This window comes from Bacillus sp. SH5-2 (genome assembly GCF_008368905.1).
GTDB lineage: Bacteria > Bacillota > Bacilli > Bacillales > Bacillaceae_G > Bacillus_A > Bacillus_A luti.
Window position 1 is genome coordinate 1 of the sequence record NZ_QOSD01000027.1, and the last position, 15,732, is coordinate 15,732.

The following is a 15,732-nucleotide window of genomic DNA, read 5'->3' on the forward strand; positions in this document are numbered from 1 at the left end:
TATGATTATTGATTATATACCTTATTCTGTTAATTGTAAAATGTTTCTAAATAAAAAAACATCCTGTAATTTGGTTTCTCAAATTTCCAGGATGGTTCTTCGTTATATTTCATATTCGAATTTCGTACTATTTTACAATTACATCTTGATTCGTTTCAAAGTCCTCTCGCTTACCTTCTTTCATCTCATAATAATAAGAAGGCAATTCTATACCATGCTCTACGAAATAATTCTCAATTAACGAAATAATCACTTTCAACGTTTTCACACGAGCATATAATTTATCGTTACTTTCGATAATATGCCACTTCGCATTTGGCTTATTTGTTTTTTCAAACATTTCTTCCGTCGCTTCAATATACTCGTCCCATTTGTCACGATTACGCCAATCTTCATCGGTAATTTTCCATCTTTTTAAAGGATTTCCCTCTCTATCTTTAAACCTCTTTAACTGCTCATCTTTACTAATATGATAGAAGAATTTCCCTATTATGTAATGGTCATCGGTTAATAATTTTTCAAAATCATTAATCTCATCATATGCTCTCATCCATTCTTCCTGTGTAGCAAAACCTTCCACACGCTCAACTAACACACGGCCATACCATGAGCGATCAAAAATAGTAATTTGCCCGTACTGAGGAAGTTTCCGCCAGAAACGTTGCAAGTAATGGTACCGTTTTTCATGAGGTGCAGGCGCTCCAATCGGAGTTACTTGAAAACCACGTGGATCAAGATGCTCAGTCACTCGTTTAATCGCTCCACCTTTCCCAGCTGCATCCCAGCCTTCCATAACAAGCATAACTGCAATTTTTTCCTCTTTTACAATTTGCTGAAGTGCTAATAAACGTCTCTGGTATTTTTCAAGTTTTTTATTATACTTAGATTTTGATTCGATTCTTTTCGTTAAATCTATTTTAGCAAGATGTCCATGTTCCATAAAACAAATCCCCCTTGTTGTATGACAATGTTATTTTAACATATTCATTGGGATTTTTTTCAAATTCAAATTTATTTTGACAAACAATCACATCTCTTCTTTATATCGATAAATTAATGTTACTTAAGCATCCTTAAGCACACCTATTATTAATTACAAAAAAAAAAGGAGACTATGCAAAAAAAATCTCTACACAGTTTCCTTTTTTAATATGTATGTCGCTTAATTAGAAAGAGTAACAATAAAAAATAGGAACTCCATCGATTCACTCATACTACAAACGAATGACAGGCGGAATACCTCCTTCTGGTAAAAAATAAGCGAATACTGTAAAGCCAATAATTAATATTGAAAATAATGTTACTATAATTCCACCTGGTAGTGTTAGAAAAAGAGTATTCGGCCTTCTCTTCATAGAGAAAATCATCGAGTATACCCCTAGAAGAAGACTTATTATTGCAATAGTCACATAAACAACTACTGCATACCATGGATTAAGTTCTAATAAAACACCAGAAATAAATATATACAAAAATAATAGTTGCAGAAAAATACTGCTTCCCATACTTACGAGTTCTTTCAATATATCCTCCCCCTAAAATCGTATGGTGTATTATCTCAAAAAGAGAAGATAATAACAAATAAATCCATTAAAGAATGGGAGCTCTAAAAAATGAAACGAAAAATATTAACTCTCTTTACGCTTATATGTTTAGCACTACCAATACAAGCAAGTGCATACACATTTCAATCACTACCAATTGCATCAAAGTCTAAACAGTGGTATATCGAAATTGATAAATCTCATAACGTAAACAAGCAAGGAGTACAGCCAAAACAAGATGTATACGATACGTATAGTTTACTTGTAAAAAACATCGGTAATGATGTATCAAACGTAGCTGTGGAAATACTTGATAACACTCCTACCCCTAAAGCTACTTTTAATCCTACTGCTTTAAATAACAACGTTTCTAAAAGTCATACAAGCTTTGACTACATAGTATTCCCTTTAGACTTTAACAGCCATAATTTCAAAGTCGTCATTACTTGGGAAGAAAAGAATTTCTCTTACAACGGTCATCCAGTAAACGAGGGTAAAAGGATGAAACAAACATTTGTATTTAATGAAGACTAAGTTCTAAACTTAGTCTTCATTTATGAAACCTGATTGGATTGCTTCTGTCACTTCTTTTGTAATTTCTAGTTTGGTTGCATCCGTACTAATTTGCTTGTGCCAAATATGTACGGAAGGCTTTTTATTATAAAAATGCTTTATTAATAATAATCGATTATATACTATATTATTTTCTATATGAGAAGCGATATAGACCGTGAAATTTTTTGCTTCAAAAACCTTTTCTTGCAAAGTGTATTTACTTTCCAATTGCCTTACTACTATATCTTTCAAATTTTCTATAGTCATATACGTTGCCCCCTTCCCCCTAGCATCAATCAAATCGACGAATACTCCGCACAGACAATGCCATACCTATTGTAATAATCACTAAAATTGCTAGCAATACAATCGTTATCTCGCCACCTATTACATTTGCTAGCCAGCCAACAACTACGTATCCTAATGGCAATAAAGCGAAAGAACCTAACATATCAAGGCTTGCTACTCTTCCAAATGCTTCTTCCGGTACGAGTTCTTGTAAACTCGTTTCCCAAATAAGTCCAAATATCATCATACCGAACCCTTCGATTGCCATTAAGAAGATTAAAGCAGGTGCCCAAGAAATGAAAGGCATAACGAGTAAAGCGAAGCCACTAATTAAAACACCTCCATAGGCAAGTAATCCTCTTTTATGCCATCGTTCCCTCCCGCCAAATAGTAGTGCGGCGATTACAGCGCCACCACCAGAAGCTGCCATGCCTAGTCCATATACGTAAGCTTCAAAATGATGGTGAACATTAAACAACCATGGAATTAATACGACGATAATGCCGGCATAACAAATGTTTACGAAAGAAAACACTAAAATTGTAATCCATAGCCACGGATGACTTTTTAAAACTAAAACACCCTCCATAAACTCTTTTTTATAAGCGACCTTACTCTTTTCAATCGAGTTTACTTTTTTAAATTTAATTTCTTTTAAAAATAATAAACAGAAAAATGATAATAAATACGTTGCTGCATCTAGTCCAAACCCTATCCCAGCAGATGCAACTGATACGATTAACCCACCAAGTGCTGGTCCGATTAATCGTATGCCTTGATTACTCATTTGCGTGAGTGCATTAGCTGCATTACGAATTTCAGGTACGAATACTTTTGCTCTTACAGCAGCATACGCTGGCTGAAAGATCCCTTCCATAAGTCCGTATAATGCAACGAGGACATATAAAAGTGTAATTGTTAATACATCCATCAGTATAAGCGACCCAAGTAATAGCATTAATATACAGCGAATTATATCTGTAAATAACATTAATTTTACTCGGTCAATTCTATCTACAACTAATCCTGCAAACGGTAAAGCAAGAATATTAGGTAGCATGTACATTGCCATCGTCATCCCCATTACAACTGTTGAACCAGTTAATGAGTAAACAACAACTGGCAAAATAACCATCGTTATTGAACTCCCTAAAGTTGAAAGCAATTGTCCAATCCACAAAAATTTAAAATGCCGTGACACTTTAACTGGCAACAGTAATTTGCCAACATACCCTAAACCTTTTTCTCTTTGTATTTCCCTTTGCATTTCCCTCTCCTCTTTTCAAATAACTATAGAATTTATAAGAAGTAACTAAAAATTTCCAATCTTCTATTTTCAATTATATAAGAAACCATTATGTTATGGTAAAATTATCAAAAATAATATAAAGGGAGAATACATCATTATGCCTCCACATTCACATAACATCGAGCACCGCATCTATACAATGTGTATGATCCAGCGTAATAATGAAGTTTTACTTATAAAACGCCCCGATCATCGAGGTTTTCCTGGCTACATAGCTCCTGGCGGAAAAGTAGAATTCCCAGAAAGTATCATACAAGCTGCTATACGAGAAGTGAAAGAAGAAACCGGATTACACGTTTCTAATTTAACTTTTAAGGGGTTAGACGAATACGTAAATCCTAAGGAAAATGTTCGATATATGGTATTTAACTATTGGACAGATTCATTTGAAGGTGAGCTTCTTATGAATCCTCCTGAGGGTGAATTATTATGGGTACCAATCGATACAGCACTAAATCTCCCTATGCAAGATTGGTTTAAAGAAAGATTCCCATTATTTTTTGAAAAAGGTACGTTTGAAATTCAACGTGTTTGGGACCAAGACTTAGATAAACAAGTCGCTATGACAATTGCCCACACGTAAAAAAAGCTTGGAACCTCTCCAAGCTTTTCTTACTTCTCCTCTAATTTCTTAATCTCATAATCAATTTCTAAAAACTTAACTCCGAATATCCACATTTTATGGTGAGCTGTTAGCATTTGACCATTTCCCTCTTTAATAATAAACGTCTCTGCTAACGGTAAACGTACTGTAAAGAAACGAGTATGTAAATAAATCCCCTCATCGCCCTTACCATTTTTTCTTAGCTTACTAGTAATGATTAACTCATTATTATCATTGCGTAATTTTAAAATCCCCGTCATATTCGAATATGGTAAAGGCAATGCGATATTCATATATGTATCGTTCTTATATGTATGCATTGAATACATGGCTAAAAAAATAGACTTCCCTGCTTCATTTTTTCTTAGCCAAGCTCTTACATTTTCCCTTCCGTCTTTCTCATCGATTACACCAATGATAGAGCCGTGCATCGTTTCCCACTTGCCGCCCATTCCTAAATGTATTTGTTCGACACGTTTACTCATTTTCTCATAACAAAATGCAAATGGGCGGAACCAACGAGTCCATTTAATATGCGATTGTAACTTATACGCTGTTGTATTTTCATAAAAACGAATAATGCTTAAAGGAATCTTCGCCGTGTCAAATGCTTCACTATGAAAATCATTCATTTTATCAACTAAACCGTTGTATTTCTTACTACCTACTAAATTCCTACTATGTAAAAACGCCTCACCAATTGTTGCACTTCCTCTTAACTGACTCATTGGTTTTCCATAGTACTTATAATTGGGAGCACTCTTTTCCATCATCCAACCAACAAATACCGGTAGCGCTACTCCAATCCCATTTACAACTCCGTGAATCCAGACCATTTGTGCAATTGTAATTGTCATTACTTGTTTCAAATTCCCATATGAATATATGAGTGAGAACATAATTGTGACCATGAGCGTACTAGACGAAATGATTAAAAGAATCTTTGCGCTGATAGCATTAAATTTTGCTTTCCAAACGTAAAAACCATAACCATAAATAGCGCATAAATATAGGAACACTGCAAAAAATTCAAATATCCTTGAGTATGTAATTCCAATTGCAACTGTCATCGGTGAAATGACTATAATAAACATAATTGCATCATATACTTTACTTCTCTTTTCTCGCTTCCTCCCAATTAAACCCGCTGATAACGGCAATAAAAATGCCGAATAATGAAAGTGTGCAGCTGTAAGTAAAACAATGTCAGAACTAAACTGCATAATCGAAATCTTTGCTACAGAAGCAAAAAACCAGAAACCACCTAAAAACAAATAAACAAACGCACTATCGATAGCCGTTTCTTCTATCGGTTTCCATCCTCTTTCTAGTAATCTATTTATACCAAATAACGCAACGATCCCCGTATATACAAACCAAATTATCGCAAAGAAATATTGATTTGTTACAAAAGATAACATTGCACAAATTGCTGCGACCGGATATAAAAACGATACAGATTTATAAAATAATAAATACGATCCATGTCGTGCTCTTTTATCAATAATATAAAAAAACATCGGTATAAATAACAAAATAGATAATAATATAATTGCTTCAACAGGGTTTACATCGGGCCACTCACATATTAGAAAAACAATATAACAAGCAAGACCAAATATTATATTTCTCATATCATTTATTTCCTTTCCACAAACGTTCCCTTATATGAAAATAGCGAACCAATTAACGGATTTCGTACTTGAACATGAATTCGAAAACATTGTAATTCGTCATCATAACTTTCAACAATTTTTGCCTCTCCGTATAAAAGTTTCGGTAAAGAGATTTTTCTTCCAAACATATAAAACCATTGTTTCTTTGAAGAAATATGCATTGCTCCCAACTCATCAATATGAAAATTCAATGTAGAGACGAGTAAATGTGGTTCACCAAAATAATCTACAATTTCATTATTCTCTTCATCTAGTTGCATAACCGCATTAAAATATCTTTTTTTATCATGAAAATAAAACGTGCGATTCCACCTTACAATTTCTTTTCCATCTTTATCTCGTCCAGCAGTATTATGTATTACAAAAGGCACTTTTTTTCCCCGTTCCGAGAAAAACATACGAAACCTCGATGCAATCTTTAAAATCAATTTAACGAAAAAAGAACCTCCGTAAATTTCATCCATCTTTCCTTCCCCAATAAAACTATTCTCTTCTGTAATCTCATAGCGTTTCTGTAATTTCGGATGAAGTTTTTTATAAGAATCCCCTAATAGTCTTTCATAAATATTAGCCATACACTATCCCTTTCTTGTCCTCTTGCAATTTTTTGCACTTGGCAAATCGAAGCTATTCATATAACCGACAATCGATAATCCAATTAGAAGCAGATTTAACGTAATCGGATTAAACGGCTCTGTAAAGCTTGCAATATTCGTAAATCCTGCTGCTATCGTTAAGGCTATTAATACGAAAATATGTATTATAAATACATTTCGTTTTGGAAATGGAAGTAACCATATGGCACCAAAAATAACTTCTAACAGCCCAATTATTTTAAGAATAAAAATACTATTTTCAGTTGAACCAATTATGACCGAAAGCATTTTCACTTCTTCTGGATGGGTAAAGATTATTTTCGGTACAATCCCTTGATATAGCCATACAAAAGCGAATAAAAAACAGACGAGCCAATATGTCATTGTTCTTCTAATTAGCAACCTAGGATGAAGTCCCTTTTCTAACCATAATTTTAAAGCATCAAAACTCCAAGCAGTCGCAGAGCCTAATAACGGGCGAAAAACATATGAATCTATTACATTCCCTATACGGCCAAATCTTGTATCATAATCATATTGCGTTTCAAAATGAATGTATTCATTATTCGGTGTATACTTCCAATACCCACGCCCCATTTGTATAAGCGATAATTGATTGTCTGTCCAAAATTTCAAAGATGAAATCCGTTCCCCAGTTTCTTTTCTAATCTCACCTATCGATTCCCCTTCCCCAGCTATTTCAAGTCCAAATCCGATCTTTGTTTTATACAAAAATTGCTGCGGTTCTCCCTCTTTCTTCTCTAAATACGAAATTTCAGTAAAGCGAGCATCCCACTTTGTATGTATGTCTGGTTCTTGCGTATATTCCCATAATTTCTCCATCGTTGTTTCCATTTCTATCGAAACATAAATAGGTTTTTTCCTTTGCATTCTTCCACCTCCAGTGCACTATATTTTTAATGTACATGCAATGAATTTATTTTGCTACATTTTTCACAAACTTCTTTTCAAAGAGAAAAAATTTTTAAAATATATATAAAACACTTGATTCCCCGAAAAATTTAACTTATTATAAAACAAATGTTACCAACAACTTCATAAATCAAACACTCTCGCCTAAAACGTGAGATAGAGGTTGCAATACTTATAAGTATTCTAATGGAGACACAGAGATGTCTATGAAATTAGAGGAAAGGAAGTGTTGCCGAAATTGATAAACTTCTCTGCATTTATCAATTGGGGCTGTTTTCGAATAGAAACAGAACTGTCATATGTACAGACATGTACGTATGAAGAGCTATCTACAAAAAAGAGATATCATTTTCATGGTATTCCTTTTTTGGCGGTTTTTTTATTAGCTCCGTTTTCTGTTTCCCTTTTCCTGTAACAGCACCATCCTCACTTATTTGAGATGGTGTTTTTTGTTTTTCTCTCTGGTAACTACAGGAATATTGGGATTTGTATATGTCCTAACCTATTCTTAAAAATGGACGAAAGAAGGAATTCGTAATGGAAACGATTGTACAAAAATTTGGCGGCACTTCTGTCGGAAGCATCGAACGCATTCAACATGTAGCAAATTTAATTATTGAAGAATATGAACGAGGACATAGTATTGTCTCTGTCGTTTCAGCAATGGGAAAAAGTACAGATGAACTTGTAGCTCTTGCTAACGCTATTACAGAAAACCCAAGTAAACGTGAAATGGATATGCTTCTATCTACAGGTGAACAAGTAACTATTTCTTTATTAACGATGGCACTACAAGCAAAAGGCTATAACGCCATTTCATTAACCGGATGGCAAGCTGGTATTACGACAGAATCTGTACATAGTAGTGCACGGATTACTGACATTAATACAGATCGTATTCAGTCTTATCTTGCTGAAGGCACAATTGTTATCGTAGCTGGTTTTCAAGGTATGAGTATAGAAAGTGAAATTACAACGCTTGGACGCGGCGGTTCTGATACGACTGCTGTCGCATTAGCAGCGGCATTAAAAGCGAAAAAATGTGATATTTATACGGATGTGACAGGCGTTTTCACGACTGATCCACGAGTTGTAAAAACTGCTTACAAATTAGATGAAATTTCTTATAACGAAATGTTAGAGCTTGCAAACCTCGGCGCTGGCGTATTACATCCACGTGCTGTTGAATTTGCTAAAAATCATAATGTCGTTTTAGAAGTTCGCTCAAGTATGGAACAAGAAAATGGAACAATTGTAAAAGGAGAATGTAACATGGAACAACAATCAATCGTTAAAGGTATTGCATTTGAAGATAATATTACACGTATCACCATTAAAGGATTAGAACAAGGTTCACTTTCAACCGTTTTCTCTACATTAGCAGCGGCACACATTAATGTAGATATCATCATTCAAAGTATTACAAATGAAGGAACTGTTCATCTCTCCTTCTCCATTCACTCGAATGATTTAAGAGAAACTTTAAAAGTGTTGGAACAAAACCAAGAAGCACTTCACTATGAATCTGTAGAATATGAAAATCATTTAGCAAAAGTATCCATTGTAGGGTCTGGTATGGTATCTAACCCAGGTGTTGCTGCTAATATGTTCACTACTTTAAAAGAAGAAGATATTCATATTAAAATGGTAAGTACATCTGAAATTAAAGTGTCTGTCGTTATTGACCGCCTTCATTTAGTTACAGGTGTTGAAGCACTTCATCAATCATTTATGGCGAAAATTGAGCCTTTAGTGCAAATGAGTTAATTTCCACCGGTACAACTTAAAACAAATGATATTAATCTATTTTCTTCCTATATGAATAGAAACAGGGACGGAATGTTTTGTGGGAAAGTCGAAGTCGTTCTATCAAATAGCAACTCCAGTATCAAATTCTTGAAGCTACTTGAACATGATAACATTCACGAAATAAAGTTCATGCATATTTCAATAGTAAAGGGTTTATGAGGTGTTGTTCGTTAGCAAGATGTTATATACTTATACCCGAAAAGACCTTGTCACATTTTTCTACACTGTGACAAGGTCTTTTTTGTTTGAAAGGAATTTATAACTTTTTAATAGTATAATTAAGAAGATGATTGGATAACACACTTTTACATATAAGGAGATAAAGCCAATGGCGAAAAACAAATTACTTAGAATGGACAATGTCAGCATCGTTGTAGAATCCCTTGATCACGCAATCTCTTTCTTCGAGGAGATTGGATTAAAACTCGAAGGGCGCGCTACTGTCGAAGGTGAATGGGCTGGTCGCGTAACAGGACTCGGTTCTCAGTGCGTGGAGATTGCTATGATGGTTACACCAGATGGCCATAGCCGTATTGAACTTTCCAGATTTCTTACCCCGCCCGCTATAGCAGATCACCGGACAGCTCCTGTCAACGCCCTCGGTTATTTGCGCGTCATGTTCACCGTTGAAGACATTGACGAAATGGTATCTAGGCTTACTACTAAGCATGGTGCTCAGCTCGTTGGCGAAGTAGTTCAATACGAGAACTCTTACCGTCTCTGCTATATTCGTGGAACCGAAGGCATTTTAATCGGTTTAGCGAAAGAACTTGGTAGCAAGTAAGTGATGTTTTTTTAAGTTGTTGGCTATGCCAAACAGAAATTCATTATAATTGAAACCACTATATTTTTAGCCACGTCCTAACTTTAGAACGTGGTTATGCTTTTTTGAGCTTTTAAAAATGTATTTTCATTTTACATATAGATTTCAATACTCTATCTAAACGGCTTTTTAACATATTATCAACATTAAAAAATCTATACAAAATAATATAGATATTCGTTATACCCTTTCCTAGGAAATATAACGGACTCTTCTCACTTCTTATCACATATATCCTTGCAATCTTTTTCTTCTAATCCCCCTTGAATTCCCTCATAATAATGAATTCAGTTTTTAGTAAAACTCACTGTAAACAAGTAAAAAAGAGAGTAACTCAATTCCTGAGCTACTCTCCATCATAATTCTATTAAAACAGATGAATGTTTTCTTTCTTGCAAGCTTCACGTAAATCATCAGGCCATACAGAAGATTGAACTTCACCGATATGCGCTTTACGTAAGAAGTACATGCACATTCTTGATTGTCCGATACCACCACCAATTGTTAATGGTAGTACGTCTTCTAAAATACCTTTATGGAAATCATACTCACGTTTGAAGTCATCACCTGTTTTCGTTAACTGCTCATCAAGTGATTTACTATCAACACGAATTCCCATTGATGATAATTCGAATGAAGCTTGTAGTACTGGGTGCCAGAATAAAATGTCACCGTTTAACTTCCAATCATCATAATCAGCTGCACGTCCATCATGTTTTTCTCCTGAACGAAGTGCATCACCAATTCCGATAATGAAGACTGCACCGTGTTCTTTCGCAATCGCATGTTCACGATCTTTCGGTGTTAATTCTGGATATTTATCTTCCAGCTCCTGAGAGGTAACGAAAACGATTTCTTCTGGTAAATACTTTCCTAGGAACGGATACTTTTCAAATAAGTGATCTTCTAAATCTTTGAATATTCCATAAATTGTTTGTACTGTTTTTTGTAAGTAATCGACAGTACGCCATTCTTTTTGAACGATTTTTTCCCAATCCCATTGGTCAACGTAAATGGAATGTGTTGCATCAAGTTCTTCATCACGACGAATCGCGTTCATGTTCGTATATAAACCTTCACCAGCTTCATATCCATACTCGTGTAATGCAAAACGTTTCCACTTTGCTAGTGAATGAACAATTTCTAATTCTTCCCCTGAATGTAACATATCAAATTCAATTGGACGCTCTACACCGTTTAAGTGATCGTTTAATCCCGATTTTTTCGTTACAAATAATGGTGCAGATACGCGGAATAGTTCCAGGCGTTTTGCTAATTGATCCTCGAAAAATGTTTTAACTTCCTTAATTGCAATTTGAGTCTCTCTTACTGTCATTAATGATTGATACATGGTGGTTTCCTCCTAAAATGTTTGGATGTTGTGAAAAGAAGCCAACAAAAAAAGCCCTTCTTCCCCAAAAAACTGGGACGAAAGGCTTTGGTTCCGCGGTACCACCCAAATTAGCAACAGAGGTTGCTCACTTATACAGTACGGAGATGGAATATCTCGATACTGTTCTTCTTGTAACGGCGAAGTTCCCGGCTAAGTCTACTTTCCTATAAAGGATTTCGGTTAGCAACTCCAGGAGGTTCTTCATAATAGGCTTCGTATCAGGCTCACACCACCCCTGACTCGCTTAGACTACGTCCTACTACTACTCGTCCTTTCATAGTCGTTTTGTTGTCACATCTCTGAAACATTTTATTAATGATTATTCTATACAAAAAATAAAGAAAGTCAACAAAAATTTTCAAAATGTTTTTCAATTCTTTATTTTACGGCTTTATTGATTGTTTTCAATATAACATCTTCACTTCTTTTGCCTCGTCAATCCAAAAAACGTTTCACTAACCGAGACTAACATATACACAACAAGCAATGTAATCGTTCGAAATATAGAATCCGCAGTATTTCGTATTATTTTCATTTTCTTTGCAATTCCTTTCAGTTTACTTGCAAATTCATGTTATACTATAGCATTCAAGCAGTTTATTTTTACTTAAAGCAATCATAGTCATTTATAAAGAGTATTTTCTAAATCATTGACTATTATCAAATAAGATTTTTATATAACGGAGTGATCATATGAGTAAAACGAAAGCAAAACCGAAAAAAGGTGTAGGACAAGGTACAGGAAGTAAAGGATGGAATCGTTGGCAATCAAGTGCAAAGAAAAAGGCAGCTGCCAAGCCATATAAAAGTAAAGGCACTAAAAAGTAAATTCTGTATTATCTCTTTACTTTGTTCAAAACAAATTATAATTATTACACTAAAAAAGCTATGCTCTCATACATGTGAAAGCATAGCTTTTTATATTAAATCATTAAAATATCTCGTATTTCTTCCTCCGTGATTGATGATAATTTCTCTTCACCCGGCTCAATCACTTCGGCTATTAAATTTTTCTTACTCTCTTGCAATTCATGCATCTTTTCTTCAATTGTTCCGTGAGCGACTAACTTAATCACTTGCACTGTATTTTTTTGTCCCATTCGATATGCTCTATCAGCTGCTTGTTGCTCAACTGCTGGATTCCACCATAAATCGTATAATATGACCGTATCTGCCCCTGTTAAATTGAGACCAGTACCACCAGCTTTTAATGAAATGAGAAATAAATCACCTTCTCCTTCGTTAAAACGATCACATAGCTCTACCCGCTCCTGCGCAGGTGTGCTCCCGTCTAAATAAAAGTAGGGAATTGCTTGACGATTTAACTCACGACCAATAATGGAGAGCATTTTTGTAAATTGAGAAAAGATTAAAATTCTCTTCCCTGTACTTCTACATTCCTCTAATATTTCTAACAGTTGTTCAAATTTAGCTGAACTACCTTTGTAATCATCAACAAATAAAGCAGGATGACAACAAATTTGCCTTAATCTCGTTAAGCCAGCTAAAATTCTAATTTTATTTTTACGTAACGTATCCTTGTCTAAATGTTTTAACGTTTCTTCTCTTAACTTCGCTAAATAAGCAGTATAGAGACTTTTTTGATCGGGTAATAACTCCGATGACTGTATATGTTCTATTTTATCAGGAAGCTCCTGTAATACGTCCCCTTTTAGTCGCCTTAATACGAATGGTTTCACCCGCTTCGCTATATCTTCACGTCTTAAATCACCAAACTCTTTTCTTCCTGGCAATAATTCCGGGAATACGGCATGAAAGATAGACCATAGCTCTTCTAATGAATTTTCTACAGGTGTCCCCGTTAATCCGAAACGATATTCAGCTTGAATCGTTTTCACTGCTCTTGCAGTTTGCGTTGTAGGGTTTTTAAACGCTTGTGCTTCATCAAGAAATAGCGTGTGAAACGGCCTTGCATACAATCTTATATCTTTTCTCAGTAATGGATATGACGTAATTACGACATCAAATTCTGTTATACCTTTTAATATTTTTCGGCGCTCTGCTTGATTTCCATCGGCAATAACCGCTCTAATATGCGGAGCGAATTTTTTCAATTCACTAAGCCAGTTATAAACAAGTGATGACGGTGAAACGACTAATATGGGCATTTTCTTCTCTCGAACTTCAGGTAAGACAGAGTCTATAAAAGCAATGCTTTGCAGCGTTTTTCCAAGCCCCATATCATCTGCTAAAATACCCCCAAAACGGTAATGAGCGAGTGTTTTCATCCACTCGAATCCATACACTTGATACTCTCTCAGAACGGCGTGTAAAGTATTTGGCACAGCAAACTTTAATTTTTTCGGATTTTGAATGTTTTCCACTAACTCTTGAACAGACTCGTCTAAACTTAAAACGTTTCCTTCATGAAGTCCGTTCATCCATTTTACACTCCGAATAAGCGGAACATTTACTTCTTCACCATGTAAAAACTCTTTCCGAATACCCGATTCTTTTACAAATTGATTAATTTCATTAAACTCTTTACTCTCCAGTGATAATAACGAACCGTTCGCTAATCGATAATATTTACGTTTCTCTTCAAGAGCCGCTAATACACCTTTAATTTCAGCTTCCGGTATTCCTTTTATATCAAAACGAAATGACAACCAATCAATTCTTTCTTTTCTTCTTACTCTAATAAGAGGAGCTGCATCTCCTTTATGAATGCGTAATTTGATTGCTGTCGTCGCATAAATATCAACTAAACCTTTTAACGTTGGAACGACGTGATATAAAAAGTTATATTCAGCTTCTTCATTATGCATAAAGTAACCGCCTTCTGTTTTCGCAAAGGCGCTTCCACTCATCATGTCTAAAATCTCTTTTTCCTTCTTCTCATCACGATTAAAAACAGACGGCTGTCCGTCTTCTTCTAGCGGATTAATCACAACGTTTCCATAGTGGAATTCGAGACCGGCTAACAAACGATTTTTCACTCGATCTAAATACAATTTCGCTTTTAGTGACGGTGTTTCAACACGATCTGATATTACTTCATCAATTCGAACTGTTCCGAGTTTCATTAACCCTGGCACAACTTTCGCTACGAAATGCTCCATCTTATTTTCAGGAATATAAAACTGATTGCTATTTGAACGATTCATCATCTTTTGTAATTCAATAAGCCGCATACAATCTTCCACAGGTAAATGATATAATTTCCCATCGTACAGAGCATAGTTATACATTTCCATAACTTGAACACGGTTTAAGCCGTCTATATGAAGTGTAAATCCGCCATTATTCCCTTTCGTAAACTCGAAATGTAACGGCAATAACCCTTTAGAAACTTGTAAACCATGAAACAGTTGTTCATGTTGTTTCAGCTGTACATACTCAACTTTAGAAAGTAAAGAAAGCATGTCATTCCAAGAAGCTGGCGGTATGAACATTATACTTTCATCTTGTTTCGCATGTACTTCTAGCGCATCCTCATACATTTTTTCATTATGATACATTTTAATAAGCTGCTGAATAATTGCGTCCGTCTCTTGTTTAAAACTATGTACATCTGGTGTGTATATAAATTCATTGGAACAATGAAAAGCCTCTCTTTTTTCCACTTTAGAAAGAAAGTCTCTAATATGATTTATAAAATATGTTTTCGCAAGTTTTAACTGAACTCCAAGAAGAGCCCCACCGCTTTTCGTCGCTACTGGTGAACATATAAACGCAATATCTAATATTTCACGTGTATCAAAACGGTGTTGTTTACTTTTTGGCCGCAGTGGTTTGTCCGCAAACAACTGAAACATCCCGCTCGTTAATTGATCATTCCCGCTCATGTTTTCACTACTAGTAAGGGACCTTCCACCCATTTGTTGCTTTTCATTTATTTGCAGCAGTACCGCTGCAACATGTTGACAGTACGTTTGAAAAGACGCTAACGAAGGACAACTACATCTCGCAACAACGTCACCTTTTTTAGCTTTTTCTACTGTCACATGAAAATCTTCGCTCCCTTTTACCGTCGCCTCGCAAATTTCTTTATTTGCATCATAATGATTCACGATTACTTTATTTGCTTTATAATAAGCTTCACCTCTTTTATATGAGGTCTCACCGCATACTTCTTTAATAATCGATTTATTTATATGAAAACTCAATGGTTCAACTCCTTACGTCACTCATTTCATTCTATCAATATTGTACATGTATACTCCATTAAGTAAAGTCGT

Annotated in this window: 14 protein-coding genes, 1 riboswitch and 1 other annotated feature; of the genes, 5 read left to right on the forward strand and 9 right to left on the reverse strand. The window is 35.1% G+C overall.

Annotated features, from left to right (window positions below):
- Positions 1-127: 127 nt before the first annotated feature.
- Together DN410_RS23305 and DN410_RS23310 are read right to left on the reverse strand one after the other, a co-directional pair.
- Positions 128-940: a polyphosphate kinase 2 family protein gene (locus DN410_RS23305; RefSeq protein ID WP_149178235.1), complete on the reverse strand. Its 813-nt coding sequence runs from the start codon at positions 938-940 to the stop codon at positions 128-130.
- Positions 941-1,214: 274 nt separating this feature from the next.
- On the reverse strand, positions 1,215-1,523 hold the full coding sequence (locus tag DN410_RS23310; protein ID WP_149178236.1) for an alpha/beta hydrolase: 309 nt from the start codon (positions 1,521-1,523) through the stop codon (positions 1,215-1,217).
- A 90-nt stretch (positions 1,524-1,613) separates the two neighbouring features.
- Between DN410_RS23310 and DN410_RS23315 the strand changes: the two genes are divergently transcribed.
- Complete coding sequence (locus DN410_RS23315; RefSeq protein WP_149178237.1) at positions 1,614-2,078, forward strand: hypothetical protein; 465 nt, start codon at positions 1,614-1,616, stop codon at positions 2,076-2,078.
- 9 nt (positions 2,079-2,087) lie between these two features.
- On the opposite strand, the gene DN410_RS23320 is transcribed toward DN410_RS23315, so the two are convergent.
- Together DN410_RS23320 and DN410_RS23325 are read right to left on the reverse strand one after the other, a co-directional pair.
- Complete coding sequence (locus DN410_RS23320) at positions 2,088-2,366, reverse strand: hypothetical protein (RefSeq protein WP_149178238.1); 279 nt, start codon at positions 2,364-2,366, stop codon at positions 2,088-2,090.
- A gap of 25 nt (positions 2,367-2,391) precedes the next feature.
- On the reverse strand, positions 2,392-3,654 hold the full coding sequence (locus tag DN410_RS23325) for an MFS transporter (RefSeq protein ID WP_149178239.1): 1,263 nt from the start codon (positions 3,652-3,654) through the stop codon (positions 2,392-2,394).
- A gap of 139 nt (positions 3,655-3,793) precedes the next feature.
- Here DN410_RS23325 and DN410_RS23330 point away from each other — a divergent pair, with 139 nt between their 5' ends.
- Positions 3,794-4,279: an 8-oxo-dGTP diphosphatase gene (locus tag DN410_RS23330; RefSeq protein ID WP_149178240.1), complete on the forward strand. Its 486-nt coding sequence runs from the start codon at positions 3,794-3,796 to the stop codon at positions 4,277-4,279.
- Positions 4,280-4,308: 29 nt separating this feature from the next.
- Here DN410_RS23330 and DN410_RS23335 read toward each other — a convergent pair whose 3' ends face one another.
- Genes DN410_RS23335 through DN410_RS23345 form a run of 3 tightly spaced genes read right to left on the reverse strand, consistent with a single transcriptional unit; the run spans position 4,309 to position 7,463 of the window.
- Positions 4,309-5,934 (reverse strand): YndJ family protein, encoded by a 1,626-nt coding sequence (locus DN410_RS23335; protein ID WP_149178241.1) that lies wholly within the window; start codon positions 5,932-5,934, stop codon positions 4,309-4,311.
- A gap of 5 nt (positions 5,935-5,939) precedes the next feature.
- Positions 5,940-6,551, reverse strand: a complete 612-nt coding sequence (locus DN410_RS23340) for a DUF4166 domain-containing protein (protein WP_149178242.1) — start codon at positions 6,549-6,551, stop codon at positions 5,940-5,942.
- Between the two features lie 3 nt (positions 6,552-6,554).
- Entirely contained in the window at positions 6,555-7,463 is a 909-nt protein-coding gene (locus DN410_RS23345) for a DoxX-like family protein (RefSeq protein WP_149178243.1), read from the reverse strand.
- 191 nt (positions 7,464-7,654) lie between these two features.
- A riboswitch (Lysine riboswitch) is annotated at positions 7,655-7,841 on the forward strand.
- A 201-nt stretch (positions 7,842-8,042) separates the two neighbouring features.
- Between DN410_RS23345 and DN410_RS23355 the strand changes: the two genes are divergently transcribed.
- Both DN410_RS23355 and DN410_RS23360 read left to right on the forward strand, forming a co-directional pair.
- A complete protein-coding gene (locus DN410_RS23355; protein ID WP_149178244.1) occupies positions 8,043-9,272 on the forward strand; it encodes an aspartate kinase in 1,230 nt (409 codons plus the stop codon).
- A gap of 370 nt (positions 9,273-9,642) precedes the next feature.
- Positions 9,643-10,098 carry a VOC family protein gene (locus DN410_RS23360; protein ID WP_149178245.1) on the forward strand — a complete coding sequence of 152 codons (456 nt, stop codon included), beginning with the start codon at positions 9,643-9,645 and terminating at the stop codon, positions 10,096-10,098.
- A 406-nt stretch (positions 10,099-10,504) separates the two neighbouring features.
- On the opposite strand, the gene asnA is transcribed toward DN410_RS23360, so the two are convergent.
- Positions 10,505-11,488 (reverse strand): aspartate--ammonia ligase, encoded by a 984-nt coding sequence (asnA, locus tag DN410_RS23365; protein ID WP_000284913.1) that lies wholly within the window; start codon positions 11,486-11,488, stop codon positions 10,505-10,507.
- 70 nt (positions 11,489-11,558) lie between these two features.
- Positions 11,559-11,817 (reverse strand) — a binding site (T-box leader).
- A 406-nt stretch (positions 11,818-12,223) separates the two neighbouring features.
- On the opposite strand from asnA, the gene DN410_RS23370 reads away from it, so the two are divergent.
- Positions 12,224-12,358, forward strand: coding sequence for a DUF3934 domain-containing protein (locus tag DN410_RS23370; RefSeq protein ID WP_000047588.1), 135 nt, complete (start codon positions 12,224-12,226; stop codon positions 12,356-12,358).
- A gap of 95 nt (positions 12,359-12,453) precedes the next feature.
- Here DN410_RS23370 and DN410_RS23375 read toward each other — a convergent pair whose 3' ends face one another.
- On the reverse strand, positions 12,454-15,660 hold the full coding sequence (locus DN410_RS23375; protein WP_149178246.1) for a DEAD/DEAH box helicase: 3,207 nt from the start codon (positions 15,658-15,660) through the stop codon (positions 12,454-12,456).
- Between the last annotated feature and the right edge of the window lie 72 nt (positions 15,661-15,732).

Coding starts and splice junctions, on each gene's coding strand:
- DN410_RS23370 (WP_000047588.1), top strand. CDS start 12,224: ATGAGTAAAACGAAAGCAAAACCGAAAAAAGGTGTAGGACAAGGTACA.
- DN410_RS23320 (WP_149178238.1), bottom strand. CDS start 2,366: ATGACTATAGAAAATTTGAAAGATATAGTAGTAAGGCAATTGGAAAGT.
- DN410_RS23325 (WP_149178239.1), bottom strand. CDS start 3,654: ATGCAAAGGGAAATACAAAGAGAAAAAGGTTTAGGGTATGTTGGCAAA.
- DN410_RS23345 (WP_149178243.1), bottom strand. CDS start 7,463: ATGCAAAGGAAAAAACCTATTTATGTTTCGATAGAAATGGAAACAACG.
- DN410_RS23315 (WP_149178237.1), top strand. CDS start 1,614: ATGAAACGAAAAATATTAACTCTCTTTACGCTTATATGTTTAGCACTA.
- DN410_RS23305 (WP_149178235.1), bottom strand. CDS start 940: ATGGAACATGGACATCTTGCTAAAATAGATTTAACGAAAAGAATCGAA.
- DN410_RS23360 (WP_149178245.1), top strand. CDS start 9,643: ATGGCGAAAAACAAATTACTTAGAATGGACAATGTCAGCATCGTTGTA.
- DN410_RS23355 (WP_149178244.1), top strand. CDS start 8,043: ATGGAAACGATTGTACAAAAATTTGGCGGCACTTCTGTCGGAAGCATC.
- asnA (WP_000284913.1), bottom strand. CDS start 11,488: ATGTATCAATCATTAATGACAGTAAGAGAGACTCAAATTGCAATTAAG.
- DN410_RS23340 (WP_149178242.1), bottom strand. CDS start 6,551: ATGGCTAATATTTATGAAAGACTATTAGGGGATTCTTATAAAAAACTT.
- DN410_RS23335 (WP_149178241.1), bottom strand. CDS start 5,934: ATGAGAAATATAATATTTGGTCTTGCTTGTTATATTGTTTTTCTAATA.
- DN410_RS23330 (WP_149178240.1), top strand. CDS start 3,794: ATGCCTCCACATTCACATAACATCGAGCACCGCATCTATACAATGTGT.